At 62.5% G+C, this 24824-nt stretch carries 23 protein-coding genes; 6 read left to right on the forward strand and 17 right to left on the reverse strand.

All coding sequences use genetic code 11. The features are described 5' to 3' along the window. Positions 1-29: 29 nt before the first annotated feature. The 3 genes from N4J17_RS06375 to N4J17_RS06385 all read right to left on the reverse strand — a co-directional run bounded on the left by N4J17_RS06375 (position 30) and on the right by N4J17_RS06385 (position 3692). Positions 30-1823, reverse strand: coding sequence for a nickel-dependent hydrogenase large subunit (locus N4J17_RS06375; protein WP_198323207.1), 1794 nt, complete (start codon positions 1821-1823; stop codon positions 30-32). Between the two features lie 15 nt (positions 1824-1838). Beyond that, positions 1839-2927, reverse strand: a complete 1089-nt coding sequence (locus N4J17_RS06380) for a hydrogenase small subunit (protein WP_198323206.1) — start codon at positions 2925-2927, stop codon at positions 1839-1841. Positions 2928-3104: 177 nt separating this feature from the next. Further along, positions 3105-3692, reverse strand: a complete 588-nt coding sequence (locus N4J17_RS06385; RefSeq protein ID WP_198323205.1) for a DUF502 domain-containing protein — start codon at positions 3690-3692, stop codon at positions 3105-3107. A 236-nt stretch (positions 3693-3928) separates the two neighbouring features. Here N4J17_RS06385 and N4J17_RS06390 point away from each other — a divergent pair, with 236 nt between their 5' ends. Beyond that, positions 3929-4576 carry an ABC transporter ATP-binding protein gene (locus tag N4J17_RS06390; RefSeq protein ID WP_198323204.1) on the forward strand — a complete coding sequence of 216 codons (648 nt, stop codon included), beginning with the start codon at positions 3929-3931 and terminating at the stop codon, positions 4574-4576. Then, complete coding sequence (locus N4J17_RS06395) at positions 4576-5361, forward strand: ABC transporter permease (RefSeq protein ID WP_198323203.1); 786 nt, start codon at positions 4576-4578, stop codon at positions 5359-5361. Before N4J17_RS06390 ends, N4J17_RS06395 begins: the two co-directional genes overlap by 1 nt. A 44-nt stretch (positions 5362-5405) precedes the next feature. Here N4J17_RS06395 and N4J17_RS06400 read toward each other — a convergent pair whose 3' ends face one another. The 5 genes from N4J17_RS06400 to N4J17_RS06420 form a co-directional block, all read right to left on the reverse strand. Next, the gene (locus tag N4J17_RS06400; RefSeq protein WP_277458404.1) at positions 5406-6569 is read right to left on the reverse strand and encodes a DesA family fatty acid desaturase; all 1164 of its coding nucleotides are present in this window, start codon (positions 6567-6569) and stop codon (positions 5406-5408) included. Positions 6570-6771: 202 nt separating this feature from the next. Next, a complete protein-coding gene (locus N4J17_RS06405) occupies positions 6772-7293 on the reverse strand; it encodes an ABC-type transport auxiliary lipoprotein family protein (RefSeq protein ID WP_232470506.1) in 522 nt (173 codons plus the stop codon). Beyond that, positions 7290-8204, reverse strand: a complete 915-nt coding sequence (locus tag N4J17_RS06410) for an MlaD family protein (protein WP_198323201.1) — start codon at positions 8202-8204, stop codon at positions 7290-7292. The genes N4J17_RS06405 and N4J17_RS06410 overlap by 4 nt, the downstream gene beginning before the upstream one ends. A 1-nt stretch (position 8205) precedes the next feature. Further along, complete coding sequence (locus tag N4J17_RS06415) at positions 8206-8976, reverse strand: ABC transporter ATP-binding protein (RefSeq protein WP_198323200.1); 771 nt, start codon at positions 8974-8976, stop codon at positions 8206-8208. Further along, positions 8973-10121 (reverse strand): MlaE family ABC transporter permease, encoded by a 1149-nt coding sequence (locus N4J17_RS06420; RefSeq protein WP_232470505.1) that lies wholly within the window; start codon positions 10119-10121, stop codon positions 8973-8975. Before N4J17_RS06420 ends, N4J17_RS06415 begins: the two co-directional genes overlap by 4 nt. A gap of 103 nt (positions 10122-10224) precedes the next feature. Here N4J17_RS06420 and N4J17_RS06425 point away from each other — a divergent pair, with 103 nt between their 5' ends. Further along, positions 10225-10380 carry a hypothetical protein gene (locus tag N4J17_RS06425; RefSeq protein WP_198323199.1) on the forward strand — a complete coding sequence of 52 codons (156 nt, stop codon included), beginning with the start codon at positions 10225-10227 and terminating at the stop codon, positions 10378-10380. A 59-nt stretch (positions 10381-10439) separates the two neighbouring features. Here the strand turns inward: N4J17_RS06425 and N4J17_RS06430 are convergent, their stop codons facing one another. From N4J17_RS06430 to N4J17_RS06445, 4 genes are all read right to left on the reverse strand, one after another. Beyond that, positions 10440-12059 carry an efflux transporter outer membrane subunit gene (locus N4J17_RS06430; RefSeq protein WP_232470504.1) on the reverse strand — a complete coding sequence of 540 codons (1620 nt, stop codon included), beginning with the start codon at positions 12057-12059 and terminating at the stop codon, positions 10440-10442. Next, complete coding sequence (locus N4J17_RS06435) at positions 12056-13147, reverse strand: efflux RND transporter periplasmic adaptor subunit (RefSeq protein ID WP_277458402.1); 1092 nt, start codon at positions 13145-13147, stop codon at positions 12056-12058. Before N4J17_RS06435 ends, N4J17_RS06430 begins: the two co-directional genes overlap by 4 nt. Positions 13148-13275: 128 nt before the next feature. Next, positions 13276-16446 carry an efflux RND transporter permease subunit gene (locus N4J17_RS06440; protein ID WP_198323197.1) on the reverse strand — a complete coding sequence of 1057 codons (3171 nt, stop codon included), beginning with the start codon at positions 16444-16446 and terminating at the stop codon, positions 13276-13278. Positions 16447-17188: 742 nt separating this feature from the next. Next, positions 17189-17953 carry an elongation factor-1 alpha gene (locus N4J17_RS06445; protein ID WP_198323196.1) on the reverse strand — a complete coding sequence of 255 codons (765 nt, stop codon included), beginning with the start codon at positions 17951-17953 and terminating at the stop codon, positions 17189-17191. Positions 17954-18183: 230 nt separating this feature from the next. On the opposite strand from N4J17_RS06445, the gene N4J17_RS06450 reads away from it, so the two are divergent. Further along, positions 18184-18444, forward strand: a complete 261-nt coding sequence (locus tag N4J17_RS06450) for a hypothetical protein (RefSeq protein ID WP_198323195.1) — start codon at positions 18184-18186, stop codon at positions 18442-18444. A gap of 8 nt (positions 18445-18452) precedes the next feature. Here N4J17_RS06450 and N4J17_RS06455 read toward each other — a convergent pair whose 3' ends face one another. The 5 genes from N4J17_RS06455 to N4J17_RS06475 are packed head-to-tail and all read right to left on the reverse strand — an operon-like array spanning position 18453 to position 22888. Next, positions 18453-18647, reverse strand: coding sequence for a YbdD/YjiX family protein (locus N4J17_RS06455; RefSeq protein WP_198323194.1), 195 nt, complete (start codon positions 18645-18647; stop codon positions 18453-18455). Continuing rightward, entirely contained in the window at positions 18644-20053 is a 1410-nt protein-coding gene (locus N4J17_RS06460; protein WP_338457668.1) for an FAD-binding oxidoreductase, read from the reverse strand. The genes N4J17_RS06455 and N4J17_RS06460 overlap by 4 nt, the downstream gene beginning before the upstream one ends. Positions 20054-20064: 11 nt before the next feature. Next, entirely contained in the window at positions 20065-20652 is a 588-nt protein-coding gene (locus N4J17_RS06465; RefSeq protein WP_198323192.1) for a phosphoheptose isomerase, read from the reverse strand. Further along, the gene (locus tag N4J17_RS06470) at positions 20649-21020 is read right to left on the reverse strand and encodes a YraN family protein (RefSeq protein ID WP_198323191.1); all 372 of its coding nucleotides are present in this window, start codon (positions 21018-21020) and stop codon (positions 20649-20651) included. Before N4J17_RS06470 ends, N4J17_RS06465 begins: the two co-directional genes overlap by 4 nt. Then, on the reverse strand, positions 21020-22888 hold the full coding sequence (locus tag N4J17_RS06475) for a penicillin-binding protein activator (RefSeq protein WP_198323190.1): 1869 nt from the start codon (positions 22886-22888) through the stop codon (positions 21020-21022). Before N4J17_RS06475 ends, N4J17_RS06470 begins: the two co-directional genes overlap by 1 nt. A 27-nt stretch (positions 22889-22915) precedes the next feature. On the opposite strand from N4J17_RS06475, the gene rsmI reads away from it, so the two are divergent. Both rsmI and N4J17_RS06485 read left to right on the forward strand, forming a co-directional pair. After that, entirely contained in the window at positions 22916-23791 is an 876-nt protein-coding gene (rsmI, locus tag N4J17_RS06480) for a 16S rRNA (cytidine(1402)-2'-O)-methyltransferase (RefSeq protein WP_198323189.1), read from the forward strand. Positions 23792-23814: 23 nt separating this feature from the next. Continuing rightward, positions 23815-24759: a polysaccharide deacetylase family protein gene (locus N4J17_RS06485; protein WP_198323188.1), complete on the forward strand. Its 945-nt coding sequence runs from the start codon at positions 23815-23817 to the stop codon at positions 24757-24759. The last annotated feature ends 65 nt before the right edge of the window (positions 24760-24824 follow it).

Consider the following 24824-nt stretch of genomic DNA (forward strand, 5'->3'; position numbering starts at 1 on the left):
CTTGAATTTGTTCGGGTTTTCTAACGCGATCAGCGCACCTTGACTCGCGTGACTTCCCGCCCGTCCTTGTCCATGACATGGGTCGAGCAGGCCAGGCAGGGATCGAAGCTGTGCAGAGTGCGCAGGATTTCCAGGGGTTGGTCCGGATTTTCCACCTTGGTGTTTATCAGGGATGCCTCGAACGCACCGATGTTGCCCTTGGGGTCGCGTGGCGAGCCGTTCCAGGTGGTGGGCACGATGCACTGGTAGTTGTCGATCTTGCCGTCCTTGATCTTGATCCAGTGCCCCAGCGCTCCGCGCGGCGCTTCCGTTGTGCCCGCGCCCATGGCTTCCTTGGGCCACCTGTCCGGTTCCCACCGAGCCGTGTTGGCAGTGGCCAGATCGCCTGCCTTGATGTTGTTCATCAGTTTGTCCTGGAAATGCCGCATCAGATGCGCGCAATACTGGGCTTCCAGGCCGCGGGCGGCGGTGCGGCCCAGCGTAGAGAACAGCGCGGTCAGCGGCAGGCCGAGATCGGTGAGCAGCTTGTCCACCGGCTCTTTGATTTCCGGGATGCCCTTGGCGTAGCCGACGACGTAGCGGGCCAGCGGGCCGACCTCCATGGCGTGTCCGCGCCAGCGCGGCGCCTTGATCCACGAGTACTTGGCGCTTTCGTCGAGGTTCTCGATGTGGGTGCGGGTCCCCTTGGTGTTGCGTCCGAGCGCGAAGTTCGGCTGGGTGACGCCGTCGAAAGGATGCAGTCCGCGGTCCTCGTCGTCGTACTTGTACCAGGAATGGGTGACGAACTCCTGGATTTGCTCCGGGTCCTTCAGGTCGACCTCGTGGATTTCCTTCAGGTTGCCGTTGATGATGGCGCCGTGCGGCAGCAGTAGGTTGTTCACCGAGCGGTCGTTGGCTTTTTCCGGAATGTCGCCATAGGACAGCACATTGGTGGCCGACAGACCCCCGCCATACAGCCAGTCCTTGTAGAAGCTGGCGATCGCCTGGAGGTCGGGCAGGTAGACCTGTTCGATGAACTCGATGGTCTGGTCGATGATGGAGGACACCAGATTGAGGCGTTCCATGTTGACCGCGCCCACAGCGCCGACGCCGTCGACGTTGATGGCGCAGGTCACGCCGCCGACCAGCCAGTTCGGATGCGGGTTCTTGCCGCCGTAGACCGTGTGGATCTTGACAATTTCCTTCTGGAAATCCAGCGCCTCCAGGTAATGCGCCACTGCCATCAGATTGGCTTCCGGCGGCAAACGGTAGGCCGGGTTGCCCCAATAGCCGTTGCCGAACGGGCCAAGCTGGCCGCTCTCGACAAACTTCTTCAGCCGGCTGGCGATGTCGTGGAAATAGCCCGGTGACGACTTGGGCCAGGGCGAAATACTCTGCGCCAGTTCGGAGGTGGCTTTCGGATTGGCATTGAGCGCGCTGACCACGTCCACCCAGTCCAGCGCGTGCAGATGGTAGAAATGCACGAGATGGTCATGGGCCTGCAGGGTGAGCTGCATGATGTTGCGGATGGAGTTGGCGTTCTCCGGAATGTCGATCCCCAGCGCGTCCTCCACCGCCCGCACCGAAGTCAGGGCGTGGGTGCCGGTGCAGACACCGCAGATCCTTTCGGTGAAGGCCCAGGCATCGCGCGGGTCGCGGCCCTTCAGGATGACCTCCAGGCCGCGCCACATGGTGCCGCTGGAGACCGCGTTGCGGATGATGTTGTCGTCGTCCACATTCACTTCGCAGCGCATATGGCCCTCGATGCGGGTGACCGGATCGACCACGATCCGCTTGCCGGCGTCGTTGAGGGTGAAACCGTTGGGTGTTTGAATGGCGGTCATGGTGCTCCCCGAGGCTTATTCTTGAGTTTCTTTCTCGTGGTCTTTCTTCTTGGCGATCGAGATGGCCGCATGCGCGGCGATGCCGGCGCCCACAGCGCCGGCGGCGACCAGTCCGACCTTGTCGGCATTGGCTTCGACGCCGAACACGTTGAGCCCGGTGACGCGGTCGTAGAACGAGCCCTTGTCCCAGAAATTCTCCTCGGAGCAGCCGATGCAGCCGTGGCCGGACTGGATCGGGAAAGAGACGCCGTTGTTCCACCGCACCGTCGAGCAGGCGTTGTAGGTTGTGGGTCCCTTGCAGCCGACCTTGTACAAACAGTGGCCCTTGCGCGCGGCTTCGTCGTCCCAGTGCTCGACGAACTGGCCGGCGTCGAAGTGGGAGCGGCGGTAGCATTTGTCATGGATGCGCTGGCCGTAGAACATCTTGGGCCGGCCCTGGGCATCGAGTTCGGGAATCTTGTCGAAGGCCAGCATATAGGTCACGACGCCCGTCATGACCTCGGCGATGGGCGGGCAGCCGGGCACCTTGATGATGGGCTTGTCGGTGATGACCTTATGGATCGGTGTGGCCTGGGTCGGATTGGGGCGGGCCGCTTGCACGCAGCCGTTGGATGCGCAGGAACCCCAAGCAATAATGGCGGCAGCGTCCTTGGCGGCATAGCGCAGCCGCTCGACGAAGGGTTTGCCGCCGACGATGCAGAACATGCCGTCCTCGTTCAGCGGAGGGTTACCCTCCACGGCCAGGATGTAGCGGCCCTTGTACTTCTGCATGGTGTCTTCCAGCATGGCTTCCGCCTGGAAGCCGGCGGCCGCCATGAGGGTGTCGTCATAGTCCAGCGAGAGCATGGACAGCACCACGTCCTTGGCCAGCGGGTGGGCGGAGCGGATGAAGGACTCGGAACAGCAGGTGCATTCCAGGCCATGCAGCCATAGCACCGGCGTGCGCGGCTTGGTCTCCATGGCGTGGGCGATTGTGCCGATGAATTCCGGCCCCAGTGCGAGGGCCGATGCGGTCAAGCCGCAGAACTTGAGAAAACTGCGCCGGGTCACCCCTTGGCGGCGCATCACTTCGTAGAACGTGTCCGGGCGTGCGGTCGTAGCCATGCGTCCTCCTCGAAGCCTGAGTCAGCCTTTGGATCCGACGCGCCAGCCCTGCTATGGCTCACTCGCCGGTCTTATTGTTGTCGATGACGGTTAAACCTTACTGGAAACATGGGAAATGCTTTCTACGAGGTTTGAGCGACAATGTCAATCGTGGAGGAGAGGAAAAAGATGCCCGGCCTACCGGAGTTCGGCCGCCTCGTCCGGCCTGGGCATGTCCACCCCCAGGCTGATCACGAAGCTCGAGGCTTCCTCGATCGTCATGCGGGATCGCCTGATCTTCGATTCGTGGAGAATCACGGTGAAGCCGGAGGTGGGGTTGGGAGAGGTCGGTACGTAGATCACGTACTGGTCCCCGATCCGGTTGGTCACGAAGGCCGGGACCCACAGACCCTCCTTCGGATATTCGATGTAGACGACTTCCCGCAGCTTGGTCGATCCATCGCCGCGGAAGATGTTCACCAGTTTCTGAGTCACCCGGTAAAGGGTGCCTAGGAGCGGGATGCGGATGACCAGTTTTTCCACGAAATAGAGCAGGTGGGCCTTGCCGTGCTGCAGCAGGTAGCCGAAATAGGTGAGGAACAGCACGGCTACGGTGAACATGACACTGGGGATGAACAGGTTCCGGTAACTGCTAAAAAAACTCACCACGAAGTCTCTCAGCAGGTTTTCCACGTAGATCACGACCTGCAGGACGATGACGATGGGCAGGACGCCCAGCACGCCGATCAGAAAGTAATGCAGAATGCGCTGTGCCGACTGTTTCATGAACGGATCTCCTGAGGACGGTGGCGACTGAGGATACCAGCCGTCCCCCTTTGCCGCGAGACGTCCTGCCGAAGTGTTGAGGGCTTTCGGGTTCTTGCGCTGGTCGAACGTTATAATCCCGCCGCGATTGCCGCCTGCGGCCGCGATCTTCGGGCGGTCCCCGGCATCCGTCCGGCGAAGCCGAAAATAACGGGAGTATCGATGGTTTTTGAACAAAGGCTGGCAGAGGTGCGCCGATGACCGGACTGGTCCGGTTCGACCGCGTGTCGGTGGCTGTGGAAGGGCGCACGATTCTCCGCGCACTGAGCTTCGACATCCGCGAAGGCGAGAAGGCGGTGTTCAAGGGCAAATCGGGCTCGGGCAAGAGCTCGGTGCTCAAGACCCTGCTGGGGGTCTACCCAGTGGCGCAGGGTGAGGTCCGCTTCGCAGGTAGGACTCTCGACCGGGACACCATCGGCGCGATTCGCGCTTGCGCCGCCTATATCGGCCAGGAACCTGTGTTGGGCGCGGACACGGTGCGGGAGGCGCTGCTGCTGCCGTTTGGGTTCAAGGCCCATCGCGGCAAGGCGCCTTCCGACGGCAGGCTGGCCGAGACCCTGGTCCGGCTCGGTCTCGCGCCATCGATCTTGGACCAGCACTGCAGCCGGGTTTCCGGCGGCGAGAAGCAGCGCATCGCCGTGGCCCGCGCCCAGCTCCTCGGCAAGCGGCTCTATCTGCTGGACGAGGTGACTTCCGCGCTGGACCCGGAAAGTAAGCGGGCGGTACAGGATTTTTTCACCGATCCGGCCCTCACCGTACTGTCGGTGGCGCACGATCCGGACTGGATCGCCCATTGCGATACCGTGTTCGAACTGGAGGACGGCCGTTTGGCCGCAGCGGGATGATGGACACCGTCGACATATCCCAAACGAGAATGATGCTGCTCTATGGCATCGCCGTATTGCCCTGGCTGCTGCTGCGGGCCGCGGGGTTGCGCCTCTCGCGCGAACTATGGCTGAGCATCGTCCGGATGAGCGTGCAACTGGCACTGGTCGGCATCTATCTCAAATACCTGTTCGCGATCAATGCGCCAGCTCTCAACGTCCTGTGGATCATGGTCATGCTCGTAGCGGCCGATTTCACCATTCTCCGCCGGGCCGGTCTCCGCATCGGGCACTTTTTCCTTTCGACGCTTGCGGCCATCGCGGCCGGAACGGCGTTCTCGGTGGCTTATCTCCTGCTTTTGGTGATCCAGCCGGAGCCGATCTACGACGCGCGTTATCTGGTGCCGCTGGCCGGCATGATCCTGGGCAACTGTCTGCAGGGCAATGTGATCGGCCTGGAACGGTTCTATTCCGCGATCCGGAAAAATGAGAACGAATACCTCACCTATCTGCTGCTGGGTGCGACCCGCCGCGAAGCGGTGCGGCCGTATTTCCGCGAGGCGCTCAAGGCATCCGTCAACCCGACCTTAGCCAGCATGGCGACCCTCGGACTGGTGTCCCTGCCGGGCATGATGACTGGCCAGATTCTCGGCGGCAGTGAACCCTGGGTGGCGGTGAAATACCAGATCGCCATCATGCTCTGCATCTTTGCCAGTATGAGCCTGGCCGCTGTGCTCAACCTCTCCCTCAGCCTGCGCTTCGCTTTCGACGAGTTCGACGTGCTGCGGGAGGCGACTTTCAGATGACATTTAAGGTGGCGGTGCCCCCCCGGCTTTTCTCGTGGATGGAGTCAATGGGCAGGTTGCAGGCGGTAACCGCTCAAGGTGTCGGCGAAATGCTGCAACCAGGGAAGGTCGCTTTGTTTCGCCTGGAGGCACCAGGCGCGCAGGCGTTCCAGGCGCTCCTCGTGGCTCGCGAACGAATCGGTCCATACGGCCTTGAGCTGCTGCTTGAACTGGAAGATCGTCGCCAAAGTTTGGCTATTTTCCAGCATCCGGCTGAAATTCTGCCAGGCGGCCGGGTCCACCTTGATGTATTCGCGCAGCAGCAAGGGACGCGTTCGCCGGAGTAGGCGTCGATCGGCTCTCGGCGATTTCGCCTGCTCCGACCGCAATACGGGGACGATGACGCAGCGGCCGTACAGGCTCAGGATGTGTGCGCGGTTGCGCAACACGGCTTTGACGGTGTCTATGTCGACGGACGGTTCTGCCTTACGGATGATGGTCTTGGGGGGCATATTTCTGATCTTGGCCAGCTTCAAGAGGGTCATCAGCCGGATATACAGCCAGCCGATATCGATTTCCCATCGCTGGGTCGAAAACTTTGCCGACGCTGGGTAGGCATGGTGGTTGTTGTGCAACTCCTCGCCGCCGATGATGAGGCCAGTGGGCCACAGATTGGTGGACGCATCGGGGGTTTCGAAATTGCGGTAGCCCAAGTAATGGCCGAGACCGTTGACGACGCCGGCCGCCCAGAACGGGATCCATAGCATCTGCACTGCCCACACCGCCAAGCCCGTGACGCCGAACAGGAGCAGATCCAAGGCCAGCATCAGCGCTATTCCCAGGTCGGGAAAGCGGCTGTACAGCTTGCGTTCCAGCCAGTCGTCCGGCGTGCCGTTGCCGAACTGGGCCAGGGTCGCGGTGTTCCTCGCTTCCTTGCGATACAGCATCCAACCCCGCAGCAGGACGGCAAATATGCCGAGGACTTGGGGGCTATGCGGGTCATCCGGGGTCTCGCAGCGCGCGTGATGCTTGCGATGGATGGACACCCATTCCTTGGTCACCGTCGCCGTGGTCAGCCAGAGCCAGAACCGGAAAAAATGGCTGGCCAGGGGATGCAGAGACAGTGCCCGGTGGGCTTGGTGACGGTGCAGGAAGATGGTGACGCTGACGATGGTGACATGTGTCAAAGCCAAGGTCGCGAACAACAGCGGCCAAAAGGAAAGATGCATCAAACCATGTGACATAGAGTACTGGACCTGTGCGGATCGGTCGCGCTTCCGGACCCAGGGCGCCGGCAATGCGAGGTGGATGGGAGGTACTTTTGCTGCGGCGTACCGGACGCTTCGCGCCGAACGGGGGAGGACGGGGGCGTATCTGATCAGACTGGCTGTGGCGGGAAAGGTTCCTCAAAGGAGGGAAACAGGCACTGCCTCAGTTCTTCGGCCGCCACGCCCGGAGCTGGTCGATGGCACGGCTGATCGTCTGCGCAAACGCCTGGACTGCTCCGGCGGCATCCGGGCTGGCCGTGGGTTGCTCGAATTGGAATGTCTTGGCGGCCGCCGGCGTTTCGGCGCGGAGGCGGATCATGACATGAGATCTGCCGGGGCGATCGAACACCTGTTCGAATGCCTGGAGTTCGATGCGCAAACGGTAGCCATTGGCGCTGCGGCCGGCTTTCAGCCGTTGTTCCAGGAGCGCGGGCGGCGGAGCGATCCAGCGATCCAGGGTATAGGAGCGCAGTTCGGTCGGCTTGGCATAGAGCAAGCGGTACTGCAAGCGGTCGTTCTGAAGCCAGTCCGGGGCGTCGACGTCGACTGAAGACCAGGGTGCCGGTGCGGCGGCGCCGGCGGCACCGAAATCGTGCAGCGCCGGTTGGGGCGGGCGCTCCGGCAACAGGCTGCAGGCGGATACGGCGAGCGAGAGCATCAGTGTCCAGGAAAGGCATCGCATCATTTCGGCTCCTGAAATCCCGGCTCCCCCGGGCCCGGGAGACCCGGCGCCGGTCCCAGCAGCAGGGTCTGCGGGTCTTGTTCCAGTGTTTTCGACAGCCGGCGCAGACTGGCCGCCGTGCGCGCCGCGTCGTCGATCAGCGCGTCCAGTTCCGGCAGCCGGCTGCGGACCAGGGTGTCGCCCGCGGCCGCTCCGATATCCACGACCCGTTGGGCGCTTTCGCTCAGTTCCCTGATCCGGCGGGAGGTTTCGCGGACATCGCGGGCCATGGCGGAATGGTCCGCCAGCGCCTGCTTCAGTCTGTCGTCCAGGGAGGGGATGCGTTCCATTGCTTCTTCCATGCGCCGTTCCAGGCCCGCCAGTTCGGCCGTCGCCGTATCCAGGTTTGCCAGGGTATGGGCGATTCGCTGGCGGTTGCCGTCGTCGAGAAAGGTGTTCAGCCGGTTGATGAGCTGAGCGACCTGGGTGAGGATATCCGACCCCGAGCCGGTCAGTTTGTCCAGAAGGGAGGGGCGCAGCGGGATATTGGCCGGGTTCTTAGGGTCGGTCCGCAGGGGTTCCGGGTCGTTGCCTTCGTCACTGAGGTCGATCTGGGCCAGTCCGGTGAGGGGCTGTACCCGTAGGGTGGCGTAGGTGCCGCGGGTGATTGGAAGTCCTTTGTCGACTTCGATCCGAACCAGGATGGTGCGGGGATCGTGGGGCGCGAAGCTGATCGAGGTCACCTTGCCGGCCCGTACGCCGCGGAAGATGACCAGGGATTCCGGGTTGAGGCCGGATACCGCGCCCTGGGTGGAGACGACATAGACATCGCGCTCGCTGCCGTAGTCGCCGAGAAACAAGGCGATGCCAATCAGCGCGCTGCCGAGGATGACCACGAACAGGCCGGTCAGCAGGGCGTAGGTCTCCCTCACCATTTCAGTCGGACCTTCCCAGGATTCTCTGGGCGCGTTTGCCGTGGAAGAAGTCGCGGGCGAAAGGATGCGTGCAGGCGATCGCATCGTCCAGCGAGCCGTAGGATACCAACTGCTGCTCGGCGAGCACGGCCACGCAAGTGCACAGGTCGCTGAGAGTATCCAGGTCATGGGTTACCATGACGACGGTGAAGCCCAGCTCACGGTGCAGCTGCCCCAGCAAGTTGACGAACTCCTCACCCAGCACCGGGTCGAGGCCGGAGGTGGGTTCGTCCAGGAATACCACTTCGGGCTCCATGATCAGGGCCCGGGCCAGGGCGGCGCGCTTGACCATCCCGCCGGACAATTCCGCCGGCATCAGCAGGGCATCGGTCGCCCCCAGACCGACCATGGCCAGCTTCATGCAGACCAGTCGGGCGATCAGCTCTTCGTCCAAAGCCTTGAGTTCGCGCAGGGGGAACGCGATGTTGTCGAACACGCTCAGCGCGCTGAACAGGGCGCCGCCCTGGAATAGCACACCGCAGCGGTTGCGAAGCTGCTGCTTGCGGCGTGCGTCGGCTTCCGCCAGTGACTCGCCGAGCAGCCAGACCTGCCCTTGGCTCGGCGTCTGCAGACCGATCATTTCGCGCATCAAGACGGTCTTGCCGCAGCCGGAGGCGCCGACCACACCCAGGATCTGCCCGCGCGCAAGACTCAAGCTGATGTCGCGATGCACGAGATTCTCGCCGAAACGGGTCCACACATGCGCCATCCGTATGACTTCGCCGTCCGTCATCGTATCCCCACACCCCGGAACAGGATGGCGAACACCGCGTCGATCAGGATCACCAGAGTAATGGAAACCACCACCGAATTGGTCGTTTCATTGCCGAGACTTTCGGTGTTGGGTTCGATGCGCAGTCCGTAATGGCAAGCGATCAGTGCGACGAACAGCCCGAACACGGCAGCTTTGCCTAGGCCGATGGCAAAGTTGGCGACCGGGACTGCTGCGGGCAGTTTCTGGAAGAACTGGTGGTAGCCGATTTCCAGTTCCAGATGGGCCGAGACGGCACCGCCCGCCAGGGCGACCACGTCGGTCCAGACCACCAGCAGCGGCAAGGCCACCACCAGGGCGACGACCTTCGGCAGAATCAGCCGCAGTGACTGGGAAATGCCCATGGCGGCAAGGGCATCCAGCTCTTGGGTTACGCGCATCACGCCGATCCGCGCCGTCATCGAAGAACCGGAGCGGCCCGCGACCAGGATGGCCGCCAGCAGGGGCCCCAGTTCGCGGATGATGCTCAGTCCCAGGATGTTGACGATGTAGACCTGTGCGCCAAAGGTCTTGAGCTGCAGCGAGGACAGGTAGCTGACCACTACGCCGATCAGAAAGCCCACCAGTGCCGTGATGCCGAGGGCGCGGCCGCCGGTTTCGTGGATGGTGGCGGAAATTTCCCGCCAAGGAATGGCTGCCGGATGGCGGGCTAGATGGGCCAGGTCCAGTAGCAGCTGGCCGAGCAGGGCCAGGACCGCCAGCAGGTGGTCGCCCAGCCCCGCGATCGCGGCGACGATTCGCCGGCGCATCGGCACCGGCGGCCGCCGGCCGTCCCGCACTGAAGGAATTCCACCCGCCTGCCAGCGGCGGAATGCGGATTGCTGTTCGCGGCGCAGCAATACCCGTTCGGGCAGCCGCTCTCCCCAGGACTGCCACAGGACGAAGGCTCCGGCACTGTCGAGCAGGCTCACTTCACGCAGATCCCATGCCAGGTCCGGTCGCCCCGCCGCGCTGCGCAGCCGCTCCCGCAGATCCGGCGGGGCCGCTATCAGCCCGCGCAGGTTCCAGTGACCGCGGACCACGGCCGTGCCGCCGTCCACCGTGAACTCGGGTGGCGAGAGCGGGGGCGGGGAGGGATCTTCTGCTGAGCTTTTCGAAGAGAACATGTATTTCGATCCGCATGACGAAATGGACCGGGGCGCTTTTCCGGATGCCGATCTTGCACGATCATGAACCGTATCACTCAACAGGCAAGCCGAGGTTTGAATCATGAACGCTTCCCGCTGGAAATGCATCTTCGTGTTGCTCCTCCTCACCCTGCTGGGCGTGGGACCCATGCCCATCACCAGCATCATCGGCATCTATGTCGTGATCGCCCGTCCGCAATGGTTCCGGGAGCTGGTCAAGCGGGTCTATGACGAGTGAGACAGTCTCTACCCTGTGGGCAGGGTACGGTCGCAGCACCGGAGAAGCTTCCCGGCATCCTATTGCCTGAACGGTCGGGTCAAGTCGTTATGCAGGTTGTTGTTCTCCGCCGGAACATCGATGCCACCGGCAGGCTTGGGTTTCCCGGCGCTGCCGTATTCTTCGAAAACGCCGAAAGGCTGAATCTGATCGTCGGCGGGCAATTGCTTGCGATTCCAGCCGCCACCGAGCGCACGGATGAGGGCGACCGTGTTTTTCAGCCGTTCGGTCTTGAGCACCACGGCGTCGATGCGCGCCGTCAGTGTGTTGATCTGGGCGTAGATGAGGTCGAGACTGCTGATCAAACCGCCCAGATAAAGCTCCATGGTCAGATTTTGCGTCTTTAGCGCGGCTTTGACGGCTTCGTCCTGCCGGTCGGCCGCCACGCTCAGCCGATTGGTCAGGCTCAGGCCATTTTCGACTTCGCGAAAGGCGTTGAGCACAGTCGCACGGTATTTGTCCTCGGTTTCGCGATAGGCCGCCCAGGACTGCTGCAGTTGGGCGCGGCGTAGACCGCCCTGAAACAGCGGGATTGCAATGGAAGCGCCATAAGACCAGTAACTGTTGGCGAGCGCGATCAGATTCATGCTGTCGTTTTCGTATCCTCCGCCGGCCTTGAATACTACATTCGGGAAGAACGCGGCGCGGGCGATGCCGATGGCGCGGTTCGCCTGCGCCATCTGGCGTTCGATCTGGGCGATGTCTGGCCGGCGTTCGAGCAGCGTGGCCGGAATGCTCTGCGGAATCCTGAAGTCTGGCGAGGGGAGCTCGTCGAGCGGCGCGATACTGAAAGCGGCCGGCGCCTTGTTGACGAGAATGGCGATCGCGTGTTCGGTCACCTGACGTCTGCTCTGGATATCGAGTTCTTTCGCTTCGGTGCTGTGCAGCAGGTATTCGGCGCGCGCGACATCGAGTTGCGGCACGATGGCACCTTTGTATTGGGCATCGACGATCTCCAGCGATTTTTTGTAGTAGGCGATCGACTGTTTATAGACGGAATCCTGTGCGTCGTAGCCGCGCAGGGTGAAATAATTCGCCGCGATTTCCGCCTGCAGGCTGAGGCGCGCGAGTCCATACTCGGCAGCGCGCTGTTCGGCCTGGTATATCTCTGCCCGCACTCGGTTGCGGATCGCCGACCAGAAGTCGGGTTCCCAGGAGGCGAGTCCGCCGCTGTAGAAATCCGACTGTTCGATCGGCGCATTGGGAGCGCGAAACAGGGTATTGATGGATTGCCGATTGTCCGAGGCGCCGAACTCGAGACCGAACTGCGGGATCAGGCGCGAGCGCACCTTCATCATCATGTCCCGGGCCTGGACGAAGCGCTCCGCGGCGGCCTGCAGATCGGGGTTGGCCGCCATGGCTTGTTCTTCCAGCCGGTTCAGGACCGGGTCGTTGAAAAGCTTCCACCAGTCCGGGCGCAGTTCGCCATCGGATGGCTTCGCTTCGACGAAGGGGCTCGACCCATGCCACGAGTCGGGGACGACGAACCGGGCGGGTTCGTAAGGGGGGGCCAGATCCACGGCAGGGCCGTCGACACACGCCGACAAATGGAGCATCAGCGGTATCAGACCGCCGCGCCGCAGGCGCATACGGAAAATATGTGATATGGCCGGTTTCACCCGCAAGCGCATGTCCGTCATTTGGCCGGCGCCGGGGATGCGGCTTCCCGGGTACTCGGAAGCCCTTCCTCGCCGGAAAGATCGTAGCCCGGCGCCGGTGTGACGATGCGCACCTTGTCGCCCTCGAGGAGGGCGGCGCTGGGGTTGTTCACGATGCGTTCATCCGGAGAGACACCTTCGGTCAACTCCACCGTTCCGTCGAGAATCTTGCTCACCTGGATCGGTTTGAAGTGAATGCGGTCGTCATCTGTCACCACGGCGACTTGCGTGTTGGCTTCCTGAAATACCAGAGCACTGGCGGGAATGCTGAGAATATGGGTATCGTTCGGCACCGTTAGGGTGACCGTGGCGTACGATCCAGGCCATAAGGCACCGTCTTCATTGTTGATCGTGAATTCGGTGACGATGGTACGGGTGTTCGGATCGATGCCATTGGCGGCGGTCAGGAAATTGGCAGTGAAGTGGCGGTTGGTATACTGCGGTACGACGACGTCGGCGGTGAGGCCGGGTTTGAGTATTTCCGCCAGAGTGCTCGGCACGGAAATGAAAAGGCGCATCTTGTGTATGTCGGCCACGGAAAACAGATTGCTGACCGTATTGCCGTTGGTGCTGCTGATATAACCGTCTTTGTTGATGTAATCGCCGACGTTGACGTTACGTTGCGTCACCACGCCGTCATAAGGGGCGACGATGGTTTTAAAGCGCATCTTCGCCAGGAAATTATTGACGTTGTTTTCCGCTGCCTTGACCTGGGCGGCTTCGGACCGTTCATTGGCTTCTTGCACCGAAATCGATTGCTCCGACACCGCATGCGATTCGCGCAGCGCCCGCCAGCGTTTCAGTGAAACCAGGGCGAGATTGTATTTGGCGCGTTGCGACTCCAGATCCGCCTTGGCCTGTGAAAACTCGGCATCGAGCGTCGGCTGGCTGATTTCTGCAAGTACATCTCCTTGCTTTACACGCGCGCCATAATCCTTGTACCACATCTTCACATAGCCCGGGATCTGGGCGTAGATCGGCGCCTCATACCAGGCATCGATGTTGCCGGGAAGCGAGATGGTTGCAGTCGGCGCGATCGGCCGGGCATGCGTGACGGCGACGGTCGGCACGGCCTCCCGGAGTGTTTCTTCGCGTAGGGCATCGGCGTCTCGTTTGCGTTCATAAAACTGATAGCCGACATAAACGACGCTAAGCAGGATCGCCAGTGCTACGCGCGGTTCGTGCAGAATCTTGGGCATCAACTTTTCTCCTTACGGCGGGCGGATCGTTTGCTGTAAATCAAGGCATAGACGCAGGGCACGAAAAGCAGCGTCGCGAAGGTGGCGAGCAGCAGTCCGCCCATGACGGCGCGACCCAGTGGCGCATTCTGAGAGTTGCTCAGCGACATAGGCAGCATGCCGATGATCATGGCCGAAGCGGTCATCAACACCGGTCGTATGCGCGCATAGCCTGCCTCGACGGCTGCTTTCAGCGCATCGCCATGCACTTCGAGCCGCTCGCGGGCGTAGGAAACGACCAGGATCGAATTGGCGGTCGCCGTACCCATCGACATAATGGCGCCGGTCAGTGCCGGTACCGAAATATTGGTGTGGGTGATGAACAGCGACCAGGCAATACCTGCCAGTGCGCCCGGCAAGGCGGTAATGATGATGAAGGGGTCGAGCCAGGACTGGAAGTTGATGACGAGCAACAGATAGACCAACACGATCGCGGCGATGAGACCGGCCAGCAGTTCGAAATAAGCGCTGGCCATGGTTTCGGCCTGTCCCTTGATATCGACTTGCGTGCCGCGGGGCAGATCTTTTTCCATGTTTTTTACGGCTTTCTCGACGTCCGCCAGTACGCCGCCGAGGTCACGCCCCTCGGCTGACACATAGATATCGAACACCGGCATGATATCCATGTGCGTGACGACTCCCGGCGTGCCGGTCACGGAAAGGGAGGCGACATTGCCGAGCAGCTGCATGTCATTTCCGGTCGGGTTCATATCGCCCTTGTCGACCGGGATGGTCAGGAGATCGTTGATGCTGGCGAGTTGCGGCTGCGGCAGGTAGATATTGACCTGGTAGGACAGGCCAGTCTTGTGGTCGAGCCAAAACACCTGGTCGACCTGCTGGCTGCCGGAGGTCGACATCAGGAGGTTGTCGGTGATGTCTTTCAGGGTCAGGTCGATGCCCAGCCCGAGGCTGCGATTGCCGTTCACGTTCAGCGTCGGCGTACGCATGGTCTGCTGTATCGTCACGTCGCTGGCGCCGCTGATCTTGCGCAACTCGCTCGCCAATTTGCGCGCGTATTCGTAATTGGCTTCCATCTCCGTGCCGTTGACACGGACGTCGATCGGCGAGGGCGAACCAAAGTTGAGGATTTTCGCGGTCAGATCGGCCGGTTGGAAAGTGAATTCGGTTCCCGGGTAGCGTTCTCTCAAGCCCTTGCGGAGTATGCGCCGGTAGTCCCAGACGGGCGAGGCTTCATTTTTCAGGCTGATGGTCAGATCGCAATCCTGGGAGCCGATGGTCGGGGTCGGAATGAAGGCCAGATTGTGCGGTCCGACCGGCAGACCGCAATTGCTGACCACGCCTTCGACCTGACCGGGCAAGAGCTTCGCGATATCGTTCGAGACCAGCGAGGCGATGCGTCCGGCTACCTCGATACGCGTGCCGAGCGGCGCCCGCATGTGCATCTGGATGGTTCCCGACTTGATCTCCGGGAAGAAATCGCGTCCGTTGAAGTCATAGAGGACGAGAGAGCCGACCGTGAACGCCAGGAAGGTTCTGATGAAAGCGCCGCGATGGGCTATCGCCTGTTCGAGCAGCGCCTTGTAGTTTTCCCGGAAGCGGTCGAAACCGCGCTCGAAGCTCTTCTGCAACCGGCCCAGGAAGCCTGGTGGCCGCTCCGCATGATGAGCGGAATGCGGCGCGTTGTGATCCACCAGCACATATTTCGCCATGGTCGGCACCAGGGTGCGCGACAGGATGAAGGAGGCGAGCATGGCGAAGATCACAGCCTCGGCCATCGGCGCGAAGAGATACCCCGATACGCCGCTCAGCTCAAACAGCGGGAACCATACCGTAACGATGCAAAGGGTGGCCACCAGCGTCGGGACGACGATCTGGTTGGCGGCGTCGATGATAGCGGTTTCGAGCGGTTTGCCCAGTTCCAGGTGGGTATCGATGTTCTCGATCATCACCGTTGCGTCATCCACCAGAATACCGACTGCCAGCGCCAGTCCACCCAGGGTCATGATGTTGATCGACTCCCCCAAGAGGTGCAGACAGATGAGGGAGGTCAGGATGGCCAGCGGGATGGAGGTGGCGATGATGACCGTCGGGCGCCAGGAACCGAGAAACAGCAGCACGACCAGCCCGGTGAGCAAGGCGGCGGTTCCCATTTCGTGCAGAACGTCCTTGATCGAATCCTTCACGAAGATCGAGGCATCGTTCAGCAGTTTGATCTTCACGCCCTCCGGAACGATCTGCTCGATGCGCGGGATCATTTTTTTGATGCCATCGACCACGTCCAGGGTCGATGCATCGCCGCTTTTCATCACCACGATCATGACGGCCTGCTTGCCGTCCACCAGCACGGCGTTGATCTGGGGGGGGCCGGCGATCTGCACATCGGCGACATCGCGCAGATAGATCGTGGAGTTGGTCGCGTCGACTCGCTTGATCGGGATGTTGTTGAAATCCTCGACCTGCATCGGAGTGGCGTTGGTCTGCACCATCCAGTCGGTCTGTTTGATCTTCATGTCGCCTGCGGGCAGCACGATGCTCTGATCGCCGAAGGCATTATGGACGTCGGTGGCGGTGATGTTGTGGGCGAGCAGTTTCTGCTTGTCGAGCGAGACCAGCAGTTGCTGAGGCTTGCCGCCGTAGGGCTGCGGTAGGATCGCGCCGGGGATCGTGACCAGCAGCGTCCGGATGCGCGCATAAGCGAGATTGTAGAGTTCCGACGGCGACAGCGTGTCGGAAGTCACCTGCAGCATGGCCACCGGCACCGAGGACGCTTCCAGACGCATGATCAGCGGCGGCGAAATGTCGGGGGGCAACTGTTTCACGACTGTCTGTGAAACCGCGGTGATTTCAGCCTCGGCGCCGGCAAGATTGGTATCGGGCTGAAGATAGATATTGATGATGCTGATGCCGTAGTAGGAGTTGCTTTCGATGCGGGCAATGCCCTCCACCGTCGAAGTCAAGGCACGTTCGTAATAGTACGTGATGCGTCCTGACACATCCTGAGGCAGCAGTCCGGCATACGACCAGACCACGGAAACGACGGGTATCTTGATGGGCGGAAAGACGTCGGTCGCCGTTTTGAGTACCGACAGGATCCCGAACAAAACGATCAGGATCGAAAGAACCACGAAGGTGTACGGTCTGCGCAGGGCAATGAGGACGATCTGGTTCATGCGGGAAGCCTGCCGAAAACGGTTTTTTTTTCAGTTGTTAAATGCAGGTTTCGAATGGGATGTCTTCCGGATCGAGCCTCATGAACAAAACTGTCGTCATGTCCATCAATCCGCGGCGGGCGTCATTCCGTCCCCCGGTTGAGAGCATGGCATTCGGCCTCAAGATTATGAATCGGGGCAGGTCATGGGACGCAGGTCACTCGTGGCACCGCTGATCGAACTGACTCTCCGTCGTGCACGGAGGGCGGCCCGAAGCCGGTGGCGTCGGCATGATCATGGCCGGTCTGCCGCTGGGGAGTTGAGGGATGACCGCCAGTGGCCGCCGTATACGCCAAACGGTTGGAGTTCACGGTCATGAATGATGCTTGCAGCTCAAAAAAGTACCGGAGGCCGCGGTGTCCGGCCCGTTGGACAAAGCCGTTGACTCGAGCCGTCGCGGCGATGGGCATCGCCAGTACACGGGGCAGGGGGACGGCAAAAAGCAGTTCGCCATCCCTGGCCTCTGGGTCCTGGCCGTCGCTCCCGGTGGACAAGTTTTTCCCGACTCAACGGTTTGGCTTCGGAGGGACCGATGCGCCCAGGGAGAGGCCGAAAGCCGCAGCACGAAACCGCTGTATCGTGCCACAACGGTCGCTGGGGTGCCAAGGCGGTTTGATGTCATCGGCTTTCGGAGCGGAAGACACCTTCTCGCACGGCATGGCTCATGGTGCACAGCCGGATCGCCAGACGGGGAGAGTCCCGCTCATGGCCGGTCAGCGGATACCGGCTGTTCCGACGTCCAGTACTTCAGCCATTGGGGCCGGGGCAGCCACATCTGCGCCAGTGAGGTGAGAATCATCACCGTCGAGGCTAGGCTGTAGCCGATGCCACCAATCATGGTCAGCCAGGCGAAGATGGAGAAGAATTTGGTCAGCCACCACGAAAGGACGTCGATGATGAGGAAGGCGAAGGGCGTGGCGATGAGGATCAACTTCCATTTCCGCGGGAATTCGGCCAAGCCGAAGATCCAGCCCACGAACATGAAGATGAAGGCGATGCCGAACAAATGGATGTGCGATACCCGGGTCAGCGAGGTGATGGAGGCCCCGCGGTCGATTTCGGCGGCCTTCTGCACGTTTTCCGGCTTGGTGAAATCCGGCAGGCCGGAGTCTGCGTTGTGGCAGCTCACGCAGTATTGATCCAGCCGCGGCTTGATCTTGGACGACCATTCGGTCATTGGTGCACCGTCTTCCGCCCATTCGATCAACTCGAATCGCACATCGTCCGGCGCCATGGGTTTCATCTGGCCTTTGAGCATGGTTTCCAGTTTGGAGCCCGTGCGGTTGCCGTAATAGCTGTAAATGATGTCGTTGATGGAAAGGCCCGGTTTGCCGTCCGCCTTACCGTGGGTCAGCATGATTTGCCCCCCGGCCATCAGCAGACCGATGCCGATGACCAGCAGAAAGCCGGTAAAAAGAACCTTGTAAGCCTCGGGCAGGCGTTCGAGCGTGGTGTGTTGATGGATCATCGGGGTGTCCTTGAATGAAGACAAAAAACTGCGCCCATTAGATATGCGGACCCGGTGCCGGCGCAACCGGCCGGTGCCGGCAGGGTATGAAATGCACCGTTGCCCTTTCCCGACCGATGCGGGCTGTTGGGAGGGGGCTGGCGGCGTCCGGTGCTAAGCTGTTATGTTGTCACCGGTCCGGCGCCGTTCGAGGCGATGCCGGAGGGCTGAATGGACGAGGAGTATGCACGATGAATCTGAAAGAAGAGATGGAAAAGTTCCGCGATGGACTGCTGCAGCAGCGCGACGAGATCGTCGTGCAACTGGATCTGGCGCGCATGAACGTCCGCGATGAGTGGGAAAAGGCCGAACAACAGCTCGAGGAGCTGAAGGCCAGGGTGGCCAGCGCGGTGGACGAGGCCAAGGACGCTTCGGAAGACGTCTGGGCCGGCGTTCAGGTACTGGGCGAGGAGATCAAGAACGCTTACGAGCGGATCAAGAACAAGCTTTGACCCGGTATTCAGCAACAGCGCCGCACGCCGCTCCAGCGGCGCTGCTGCTCGGCCCGGAAGAAGGCTTTGCGGCTCAGCGGCTGGCCTTCGCCGTCGTGGTGGCGGCACCAGTGTTCGAGATAACGCTCGTAGGCATCGTCCCCGGTGGCCGTCCGGAGGGTGCGCCACAAGGCGCCGAACTTGCCGGCCAGCTTCGTCGTCATGCCGGTGGCGACGGCTCTTCCGCCGGAATGGACTTGCCGGGATTGAGGATGCCGTTCGGATCGAACTGGCGCTTGATGGCATGCATCAGGGCTAGCGAGGTGCGGTCCAGCTCCTTGCTGACATAATCCCGCTTTTCGATCCCGACCCCATGCTCGCCTGAAAGGGTGCCGCGCAGTTTCAGCACCAGGGCGAACATCTCGTGGAGACAGGCATGGGCGCGCTGGTTCTCGTCGGCCCGGTCCGGGTCGAACAGCAGATTGACGTGGATATTGCCATTGCCGGCATGACCGAAATTGACGATGGGAATGGCGTGCTTCTTCGACAGGTCGTCGAGGCCGGCGATCAGGGCCGGCAGTTCGGTCACCGGCACCACCACATCCTCGTTGAGTTTCTTCGGCGCGACCTTCCGCAGCGAGGGCGACAGCGCTTTGCGGATGCTCCACAGCGCGTCGACTTCGGCGGCGGTGCGGGCCGCGCGGAATTCGACGAGACCCTCCAGGGTGGCGGCCGCGCGCAGAGATTTGACGGCGGCGTCCAGGCTTTCGGGCGAACCGTCCACTTCGATCATCAACAGGGCGGCGGCGTCTTCCGGCAGGTCCACGGCGGCATGGCGGCGCACCAGGGCAATGGCATTGCCGTCGATGAATTCCAGCACGCAGGGAATCACGGGCTGGGCCATGATCCGGGCGATGGCGCGGGCGGCGGACGCGACGTCCATGTAGATCGCCCGCAGGGTGCGTTTGGCGGAAGGCAGCGGAGTGAGTTTGAGGGTCGCCTCGGTGATGATGGCCAGGGTGCCCTCGGAACCGATGATCAGGCGGGTGAGGTCGTAACCCACCACGCCCTTGGTGGTGTAGACACCGCAGCGCAGCTCCTCGCCGGCCCCGGTCACGGCCCGCAGTCCCAGGGTGTTCTCCCGCGGCGTGCCGTATTTCACCGCGCGGGGGCCGGCCGAGTTGTAGGCGAGATTGCCGCCAATGCTGCAGAATTCGGCGGAAGTCGGATCGGGCGGCCAGAAGAAACCATGCGGCTTGACGGCGTCCTGCAGCGCCTGGTTGGTGACACCGGGCTCGACCACGGCGAAGCGGTTGTCGGGCGAAATCTCGATGATCCGGGTCATGCGTTCCAGCGAAGCGACCACGCCGCCCGCGATGGGTACGGTGGCGCCGGTGGTGCCGGTGCCGCGGCCACGGGCGGTGAGCGGGACGCGGTAGCGGTTGCACAGCTTCACCAGCTGCACGACGTCCTGGTGCGAGCGGGGGAACACTACGGCATCGGGCAGTGCCTGCCGCTTGCTGTTGTCGTACCCGTACGCCCAGCACTCGGCCGGGTCGGTATGCCGGCTGCCGGTCGGGAACAGCTTTTCCAGCCCGCGCAAGAATTCTTCGGGGACGGTCATCGTCATTCTCCCCACCGCTATTCGCCGAACAGCTGATGGTCCACCAGATCGCACAGGCAATGAGTGATCAGCAGGTGGATCTCCTGGATGCGGGCAGTACTGGGCGCGGTCACGCGGATTTCCACGTCGGTATCGCGCAGCAGCGGTGCCAGGGTGCCGCCGTCGCGGCCGTTCAGGGCGATGATGCTCATGTCGCGGTCGTGGGCCGCTACCGCGGCCGCCAGCACGCTGGGCGAGATGCCGCTGGTGCTGTAGATGACCAGGATGTCGCCGGCATGGCCCAGTGCCCGCACCTGTTTGGCGAACACCTCGTCGAAGTGGTAGTCGTTGGCGATGGATGTGAGGGTGGAGGTGTCCGTGGTCAGCGCCACGGCCGGCAGGCCCGGCCGCTCGCGCTCGAAACGGTTGAGCATTTCCGAGGAGAAATGCTGGGCCTGGGCAGCCGAGCCGCCGTTCCCACAGCACAGGATCTTGCCGTCGGACAGCAGGCAGTGGGCCAGCTTTGCTGCGGCGATTTCGATCAGGTCCCCGAGCATGGTCAGGGCTTCCTGAGTGGCTTCGATGTGTGCGCTGAAATGGCGCTCGATGCGTTCGTGTGCGTTCATTGCGCTTCGATGGCGTTCCTGATCCACTCCGCTTCCGGGCCGGCGGCGCCCGGCGATACCGCAACCACGTCCAGCCGGACGGCGCCCGTCACTCGGCGCTCGATCATGTAGTGCTGCACTGCGGCCAGGAGCCGCCGGCATTTGTGGCGGTCCACGCTTTCTAGCGCTCCGCCGTACCGCTTGCTGCTGCGGTAGCGTACTTCTACGAACACCAGAGTGCTGCCTTCGGCCATGACGAGGTCGATTTCCCCCAGACGGCAGCGGTAATTCCGCTCGATCAGGCGCAGGCCGCGGGCCATGAGGTATTCCGCGGTCCAGCTTTCGGCCTGGGAGCCGGTCAGCGGCTGGCGTCCGCCCGTGACTGCCATTACTGCGAGGGCGCACGCCCGATGAGGCGCGGCGAGTTGCCCTCGAACTGGGCACAGCTCAACTGGCGGCGGATGCGGTTACCCTCGCCTGCCTTGAGTATACCGGTCGCGCCTTCGAAGCGCTCGCCCGAGCGCAGTTCGTCGAGGCGGCCGGCGAGCCGGTAGGCGTCGATTCCCATGGCGATCAGCCGGCGGTAGTTCTGCGGGGTCTGTGTGACCTTGGCTTCCAGTGCGCGCTCGGACAAGGCGTCGCCTGCGGTTTCATCCAGCAGCCAGGGAATGTCGCAGAACACCACGCCGTTCAGCTCCCGGCCCAGCCCAGGGTCGGGTTTTCCGGAATAGAGCGAGGACATCGCGTACACCGGCAGGTTCACGCCCAGCGACTCGAGATAGGGCTTGATGATGCGCCCGTCGTGCTCGTCGGCCGCCAGGAAAATGAAGTCCGCCACGTTTTCGTAAGGGATCGGCGTGGTCTGGCCGCCTTGTCCCACCAGCACAGCGACGTCTTCCAGGAGCGTCGAATAATCGTTGCTGCCCGCCGTATAGGTTTTCACTGCCGCGATGCGTCCACCGGCCCGGCGCCAGTAATCGCTGAAATGGTTAGCCACCCGCTGGCCGTAAGCCGACGACGGCGCGATCATGAGCGCCGTGTGGCGGTTGTCCAGGCGGGCGCTCGCCGCCACCTGTTCGACTTCCTGCTCGGGTGTGAGGCCGAACTGGAACAACCGGGATGCGCTGACACCCGGATTCTCGTTCAGCGCCAGTACCGGTGTCGGCAGCTCTCCGCTGTTGGCAAGAGCGGCGACGTCTTCCTTCAGTAAGGGGCCAATGACCTGGGTTGCGCCTTCGTCCAGCGCCTTCCGGTACAGGTCCGGCACGTCCCCGGCCTGGGTGTCGTAGAAGCGTAAGGCGGGTTTATTCTGGGCGGTGTCGGCATCATGGGCGGCATCGATGCCGGTTCGGATCGCTTCAGCTGGCGCGGCATAGGGGCCGGACAGCGGCAGCAGCACCGCGACTACCGGGGCTGAGCGGCTGCCGCCGGGTTCAGCCAGCGGAGTGATCTGGACGGCGGGTTTGGTTTCCGCGGTCGCGCCCGCCGGCTCGGCCGCAGTCAGGTCACTGCGCCGTGTCAGAGAGTCGGCAAAAGCGCCGCGGGCCGGATGGTTTGGATAGCGTGCGGCCCAGTCGGCGATGGCCTTGGCGCGCTGATCCGGGGCGGTATGGCGAACGACCCGGGCCAGCGCCACCCAGCCTTCGAACACTCCCATCGCGCCTTCGGACTGACGATCCAGAACCGGATCGGGAAGCCGGCTGAGCGTGTCGAAGATCGCCTCGTTGTTCTTCTGCACAGCGTCCGGCGAACTCAGCAGGGGGGCGGCGGCGATGCGCTCCCGGGCGCTTTCCACCATGTTCCCCAGCTGGTTGTAGGCCGAGGCGCGCAGCGTGTGATAATGCCCTTTCTGGGCCGGGGTCATCTGCGAGTAATCCAGGCCGTCCAGCCTGGCCATCGCCTCCCGGGCGCGCCCGGCGTTGAGGTCGATGCGCGCGTTGAGCAGCCCGTAGAGAATATGATCATCCGTGTCCAGATGGCGCGGGTCGACCGATCCCAGCAGCCGCCGCGAGGCCGCCGAATCGCCCGCGCGCAGGTAGGCGTCGGCGGCGCGCAAACGGAAATAGTCCGGTACGTTCGAAATGCCGCCCGCCTTCTCGTAGAGCTGGCCAGCGCCGGAGAAATCTCCGGCCCTCAGCCGGGTTTGCGCCTCCGCCGACAGTCTGGCGGCCGGATCATTCGCTGCGGGCTTCAAGCTGGCGCAGCCGGCCAGGGCGGCGGTGATCGCCAGGGCGGCGACTCGATTGACTATGCGCATGTCGAACCCTTTGATTCCATTTAGAAAATGCAGGCGTCTGAGCGGATAAACGGAGTACTATACCTAGTTGCCACGCCAATCGGCAATCTAGGCGACATCAGCTTCCGGGCCGTGGAAATCCTCAGGTCGGTCGATCTGATCGCCGCGGAGGATACCCGCCACAGCCGGCCTTTGCTGGATCGCTATGGCATCGACCGGCCGCTGTTCGCCCTGCACGAGCACAACGAGCAGCAGGCATCCGATCGCCTGATCGACAGACTCAAAGGCGGCCAGCGCATCGCCTTGATCAGCGACGCCGGTACGCCGCTGATCAACGATCCGGGATTTCCGCTGGTGACCCGCGCCCGTGCCGCCGGGATCATCGTAACACCGGTGCCCGGTGCTTGCGCCCTCGTGGCCGCCCTGTCCGCCTCGGGGCTGGCCACGGCGCGGTTTGCATTCGAGGGATTTGCGCCACGCACCGGCGCCGCCAGGCGGCGGTGGTTCGAATCGCTGGTCGCCGATGAGCGCACCCTGGTGTTCTACGAAGCCAGTCACCGCATCCGCGATTGCATCGCCGACATCGCAACGGTTTTTCCCGTGGACCGGCGGGTGGTGGTGGCGCGCGAGCTGACCAAACTGCACGAGAGTTTCCTGTGCGGCGCAGCGGCGGAAATGCCGGCGCTCATGGAGCGGGCGACGGAAAACCGCAGGGGCGAATTCGTGGTGGTGATCGAGGGAGCCAAGCCCGAACCGGCCGAAACCGGGCCGTCGCCGGAGGCTTTGCGGGTGTTGAAGCTATTGCTGGAAGAATGCTCGGTCAAGAGCGCCGCCGGACTGGCTGCCCGAATCACCGGCGTGCGCCGGGAGGACCTCTACCGGTTGGCTTTGGAGCTCAAGCGGGCCGGAAGCGATGGGGGCTGAAATCATCGCGGGGGGAGAAGACCATGCTCAAGCGTATTTTGGCCTCGGGGCTTACCCTGGCCGGTGTCAATGCCATCGCACGGCAGATCAACCGCAAAGGTGTAACCGTGCTGATGTATCACGGTGTCATGGAGGACAGTGTCGTGCTGGCGGAAGGCGACTGGCTGCAGGTCCGGGCCTCCGAATTCAGAAGCCAGATGCAACACCTGTCCCAGTATTACCGAGTCGTTCCTCTGGAGCGTGCCTGGGAGGAGGAAGATGACGGCCGGCCCAGGGTCGCTCTGACCTTCGACGACGGCTATGCCAACAATTACCGCGTCGCTTTCCCCATCCTGCGGGAATTCGGATTCGCCGCCACCATCTTTCTCGTCACCGGGGCGATTGGCAGCCGTCGTCTGTTCTGGTTCGATCGTCTGCAGCTTGCATTGGGCGGCCGGGTCGCGCCTGCTGTACTCAAGCGCATCAAGGAAGATTTCAAGGTCAATACGCACCCGGACGGCATCGATGATGCGATGGACACCCTGCTGCGAGAGCATCCCCGGGCTGGCCTGATTCCGGGAGAAGCGATCGAAGCCTATCGGCCCTTGAGTGAGGAGGAAATCCGTGAGATGGCCGCGGGCGGTCTGGTTCGCTTCGGCTCTCATACTCATCGCCACCAGATTCTCACCGGCCTGAGTCCGGCCGAAGCGGAGCGGACGCTGGTGCAGTCGCTGGAAGTCCTCCAAACCTTACCGGGCTATGGCGGCTATTTCTGCTTTCCCAACGGAGGATGGAGGCCAGAACACATCCCGCTGTGCCGGCGCCTGGGTTTCCGAGGCGCCGTGCTCACCCGTTCCGGCGTATGGAAAGACCCGGCGGACCGTTTCACCATCCCCCGGTTCGGCATTGGCCGGGGGACGGATGCCGTGAGCTTCGCGGCGACCGTTTCTGGCGTTCTGCCCTGGATTCAAGAGGGGCTGCGCCGATGAATCGACCGGATCATTTGTTTGTTCGTGGACAGCGGGTCGGCAAAGCGCAGCGGCTTTTCCCGGCA

The organism is Methylococcus capsulatus (assembly GCF_036864975.1).
Taxonomy (GTDB): domain Bacteria; phylum Pseudomonadota; class Gammaproteobacteria; order Methylococcales; family Methylococcaceae; genus Methylococcus.

Bases quoted from the DNA above. Each gene is read 5' to 3' on its own strand.
- N4J17_RS06375 (WP_198323207.1), bottom strand. From the start codon at position 1,823: ATGACCGCCATTCAAACACCCAACGGTTTCACCCTCAACGACGCCGGC.
- N4J17_RS06380 (WP_198323206.1), bottom strand. From the start codon at position 2,927: ATGGCTACGACCGCACGCCCGGACACGTTCTACGAAGTGATGCGCCGC.
- N4J17_RS06385 (WP_198323205.1), bottom strand. From the start codon at position 3,692: ATGAAACAGTCGGCACAGCGCATTCTGCATTACTTTCTGATCGGCGTG.
- N4J17_RS06390 (WP_198323204.1), top strand. From the start codon at position 3,929: ATGACCGGACTGGTCCGGTTCGACCGCGTGTCGGTGGCTGTGGAAGGG.
- N4J17_RS06395 (WP_198323203.1), top strand. From the start codon at position 4,576: ATGGACACCGTCGACATATCCCAAACGAGAATGATGCTGCTCTATGGC.
- N4J17_RS06400 (WP_277458404.1), bottom strand. From the start codon at position 6,569: ATGCATCTTTCCTTTTGGCCGCTGTTGTTCGCGACCTTGGCTTTGACA.
- N4J17_RS06405 (WP_232470506.1), bottom strand. From the start codon at position 7,293: ATGATGCGATGCCTTTCCTGGACACTGATGCTCTCGCTCGCCGTATCC.
- N4J17_RS06410 (WP_198323201.1), bottom strand. From the start codon at position 8,204: ATGGTGAGGGAGACCTACGCCCTGCTGACCGGCCTGTTCGTGGTCATC.
- N4J17_RS06415 (WP_198323200.1), bottom strand. From the start codon at position 8,976: ATGACGGACGGCGAAGTCATACGGATGGCGCATGTGTGGACCCGTTTC.
- N4J17_RS06420 (WP_232470505.1), bottom strand. From the start codon at position 10,121: ATGTTCTCTTCGAAAAGCTCAGCAGAAGATCCCTCCCCGCCCCCGCTC.
- N4J17_RS06425 (WP_198323199.1), top strand. From the start codon at position 10,225: ATGAACGCTTCCCGCTGGAAATGCATCTTCGTGTTGCTCCTCCTCACC.
- N4J17_RS06430 (WP_232470504.1), bottom strand. From the start codon at position 12,059: ATGACGGACATGCGCTTGCGGGTGAAACCGGCCATATCACATATTTTC.
- N4J17_RS06440 (WP_198323197.1), bottom strand. From the start codon at position 16,446: ATGAACCAGATCGTCCTCATTGCCCTGCGCAGACCGTACACCTTCGTG.
- N4J17_RS06445 (WP_198323196.1), bottom strand. From the start codon at position 17,953: ATGATCCATCAACACACCACGCTCGAACGCCTGCCCGAGGCTTACAAG.
- N4J17_RS06450 (WP_198323195.1), top strand. From the start codon at position 18,184: ATGAATCTGAAAGAAGAGATGGAAAAGTTCCGCGATGGACTGCTGCAG.
- N4J17_RS06455 (WP_198323194.1), bottom strand. From the start codon at position 18,647: ATGACGACGAAGCTGGCCGGCAAGTTCGGCGCCTTGTGGCGCACCCTC.
- N4J17_RS06460 (WP_338457668.1), bottom strand. From the start codon at position 20,053: ATGACGATGACCGTCCCCGAAGAATTCTTGCGCGGGCTGGAAAAGCTG.
- N4J17_RS06465 (WP_198323192.1), bottom strand. From the start codon at position 20,652: ATGAACGCACACGAACGCATCGAGCGCCATTTCAGCGCACACATCGAA.
- N4J17_RS06470 (WP_198323191.1), bottom strand. From the start codon at position 21,020: ATGGCAGTCACGGGCGGACGCCAGCCGCTGACCGGCTCCCAGGCCGAA.
- N4J17_RS06475 (WP_198323190.1), bottom strand. From the start codon at position 22,888: ATGCGCATAGTCAATCGAGTCGCCGCCCTGGCGATCACCGCCGCCCTG.
- rsmI (WP_198323189.1), top strand. From the start codon at position 22,916: ATGCAGGCGTCTGAGCGGATAAACGGAGTACTATACCTAGTTGCCACG.
- N4J17_RS06485 (WP_198323188.1), top strand. From the start codon at position 23,815: ATGCTCAAGCGTATTTTGGCCTCGGGGCTTACCCTGGCCGGTGTCAAT.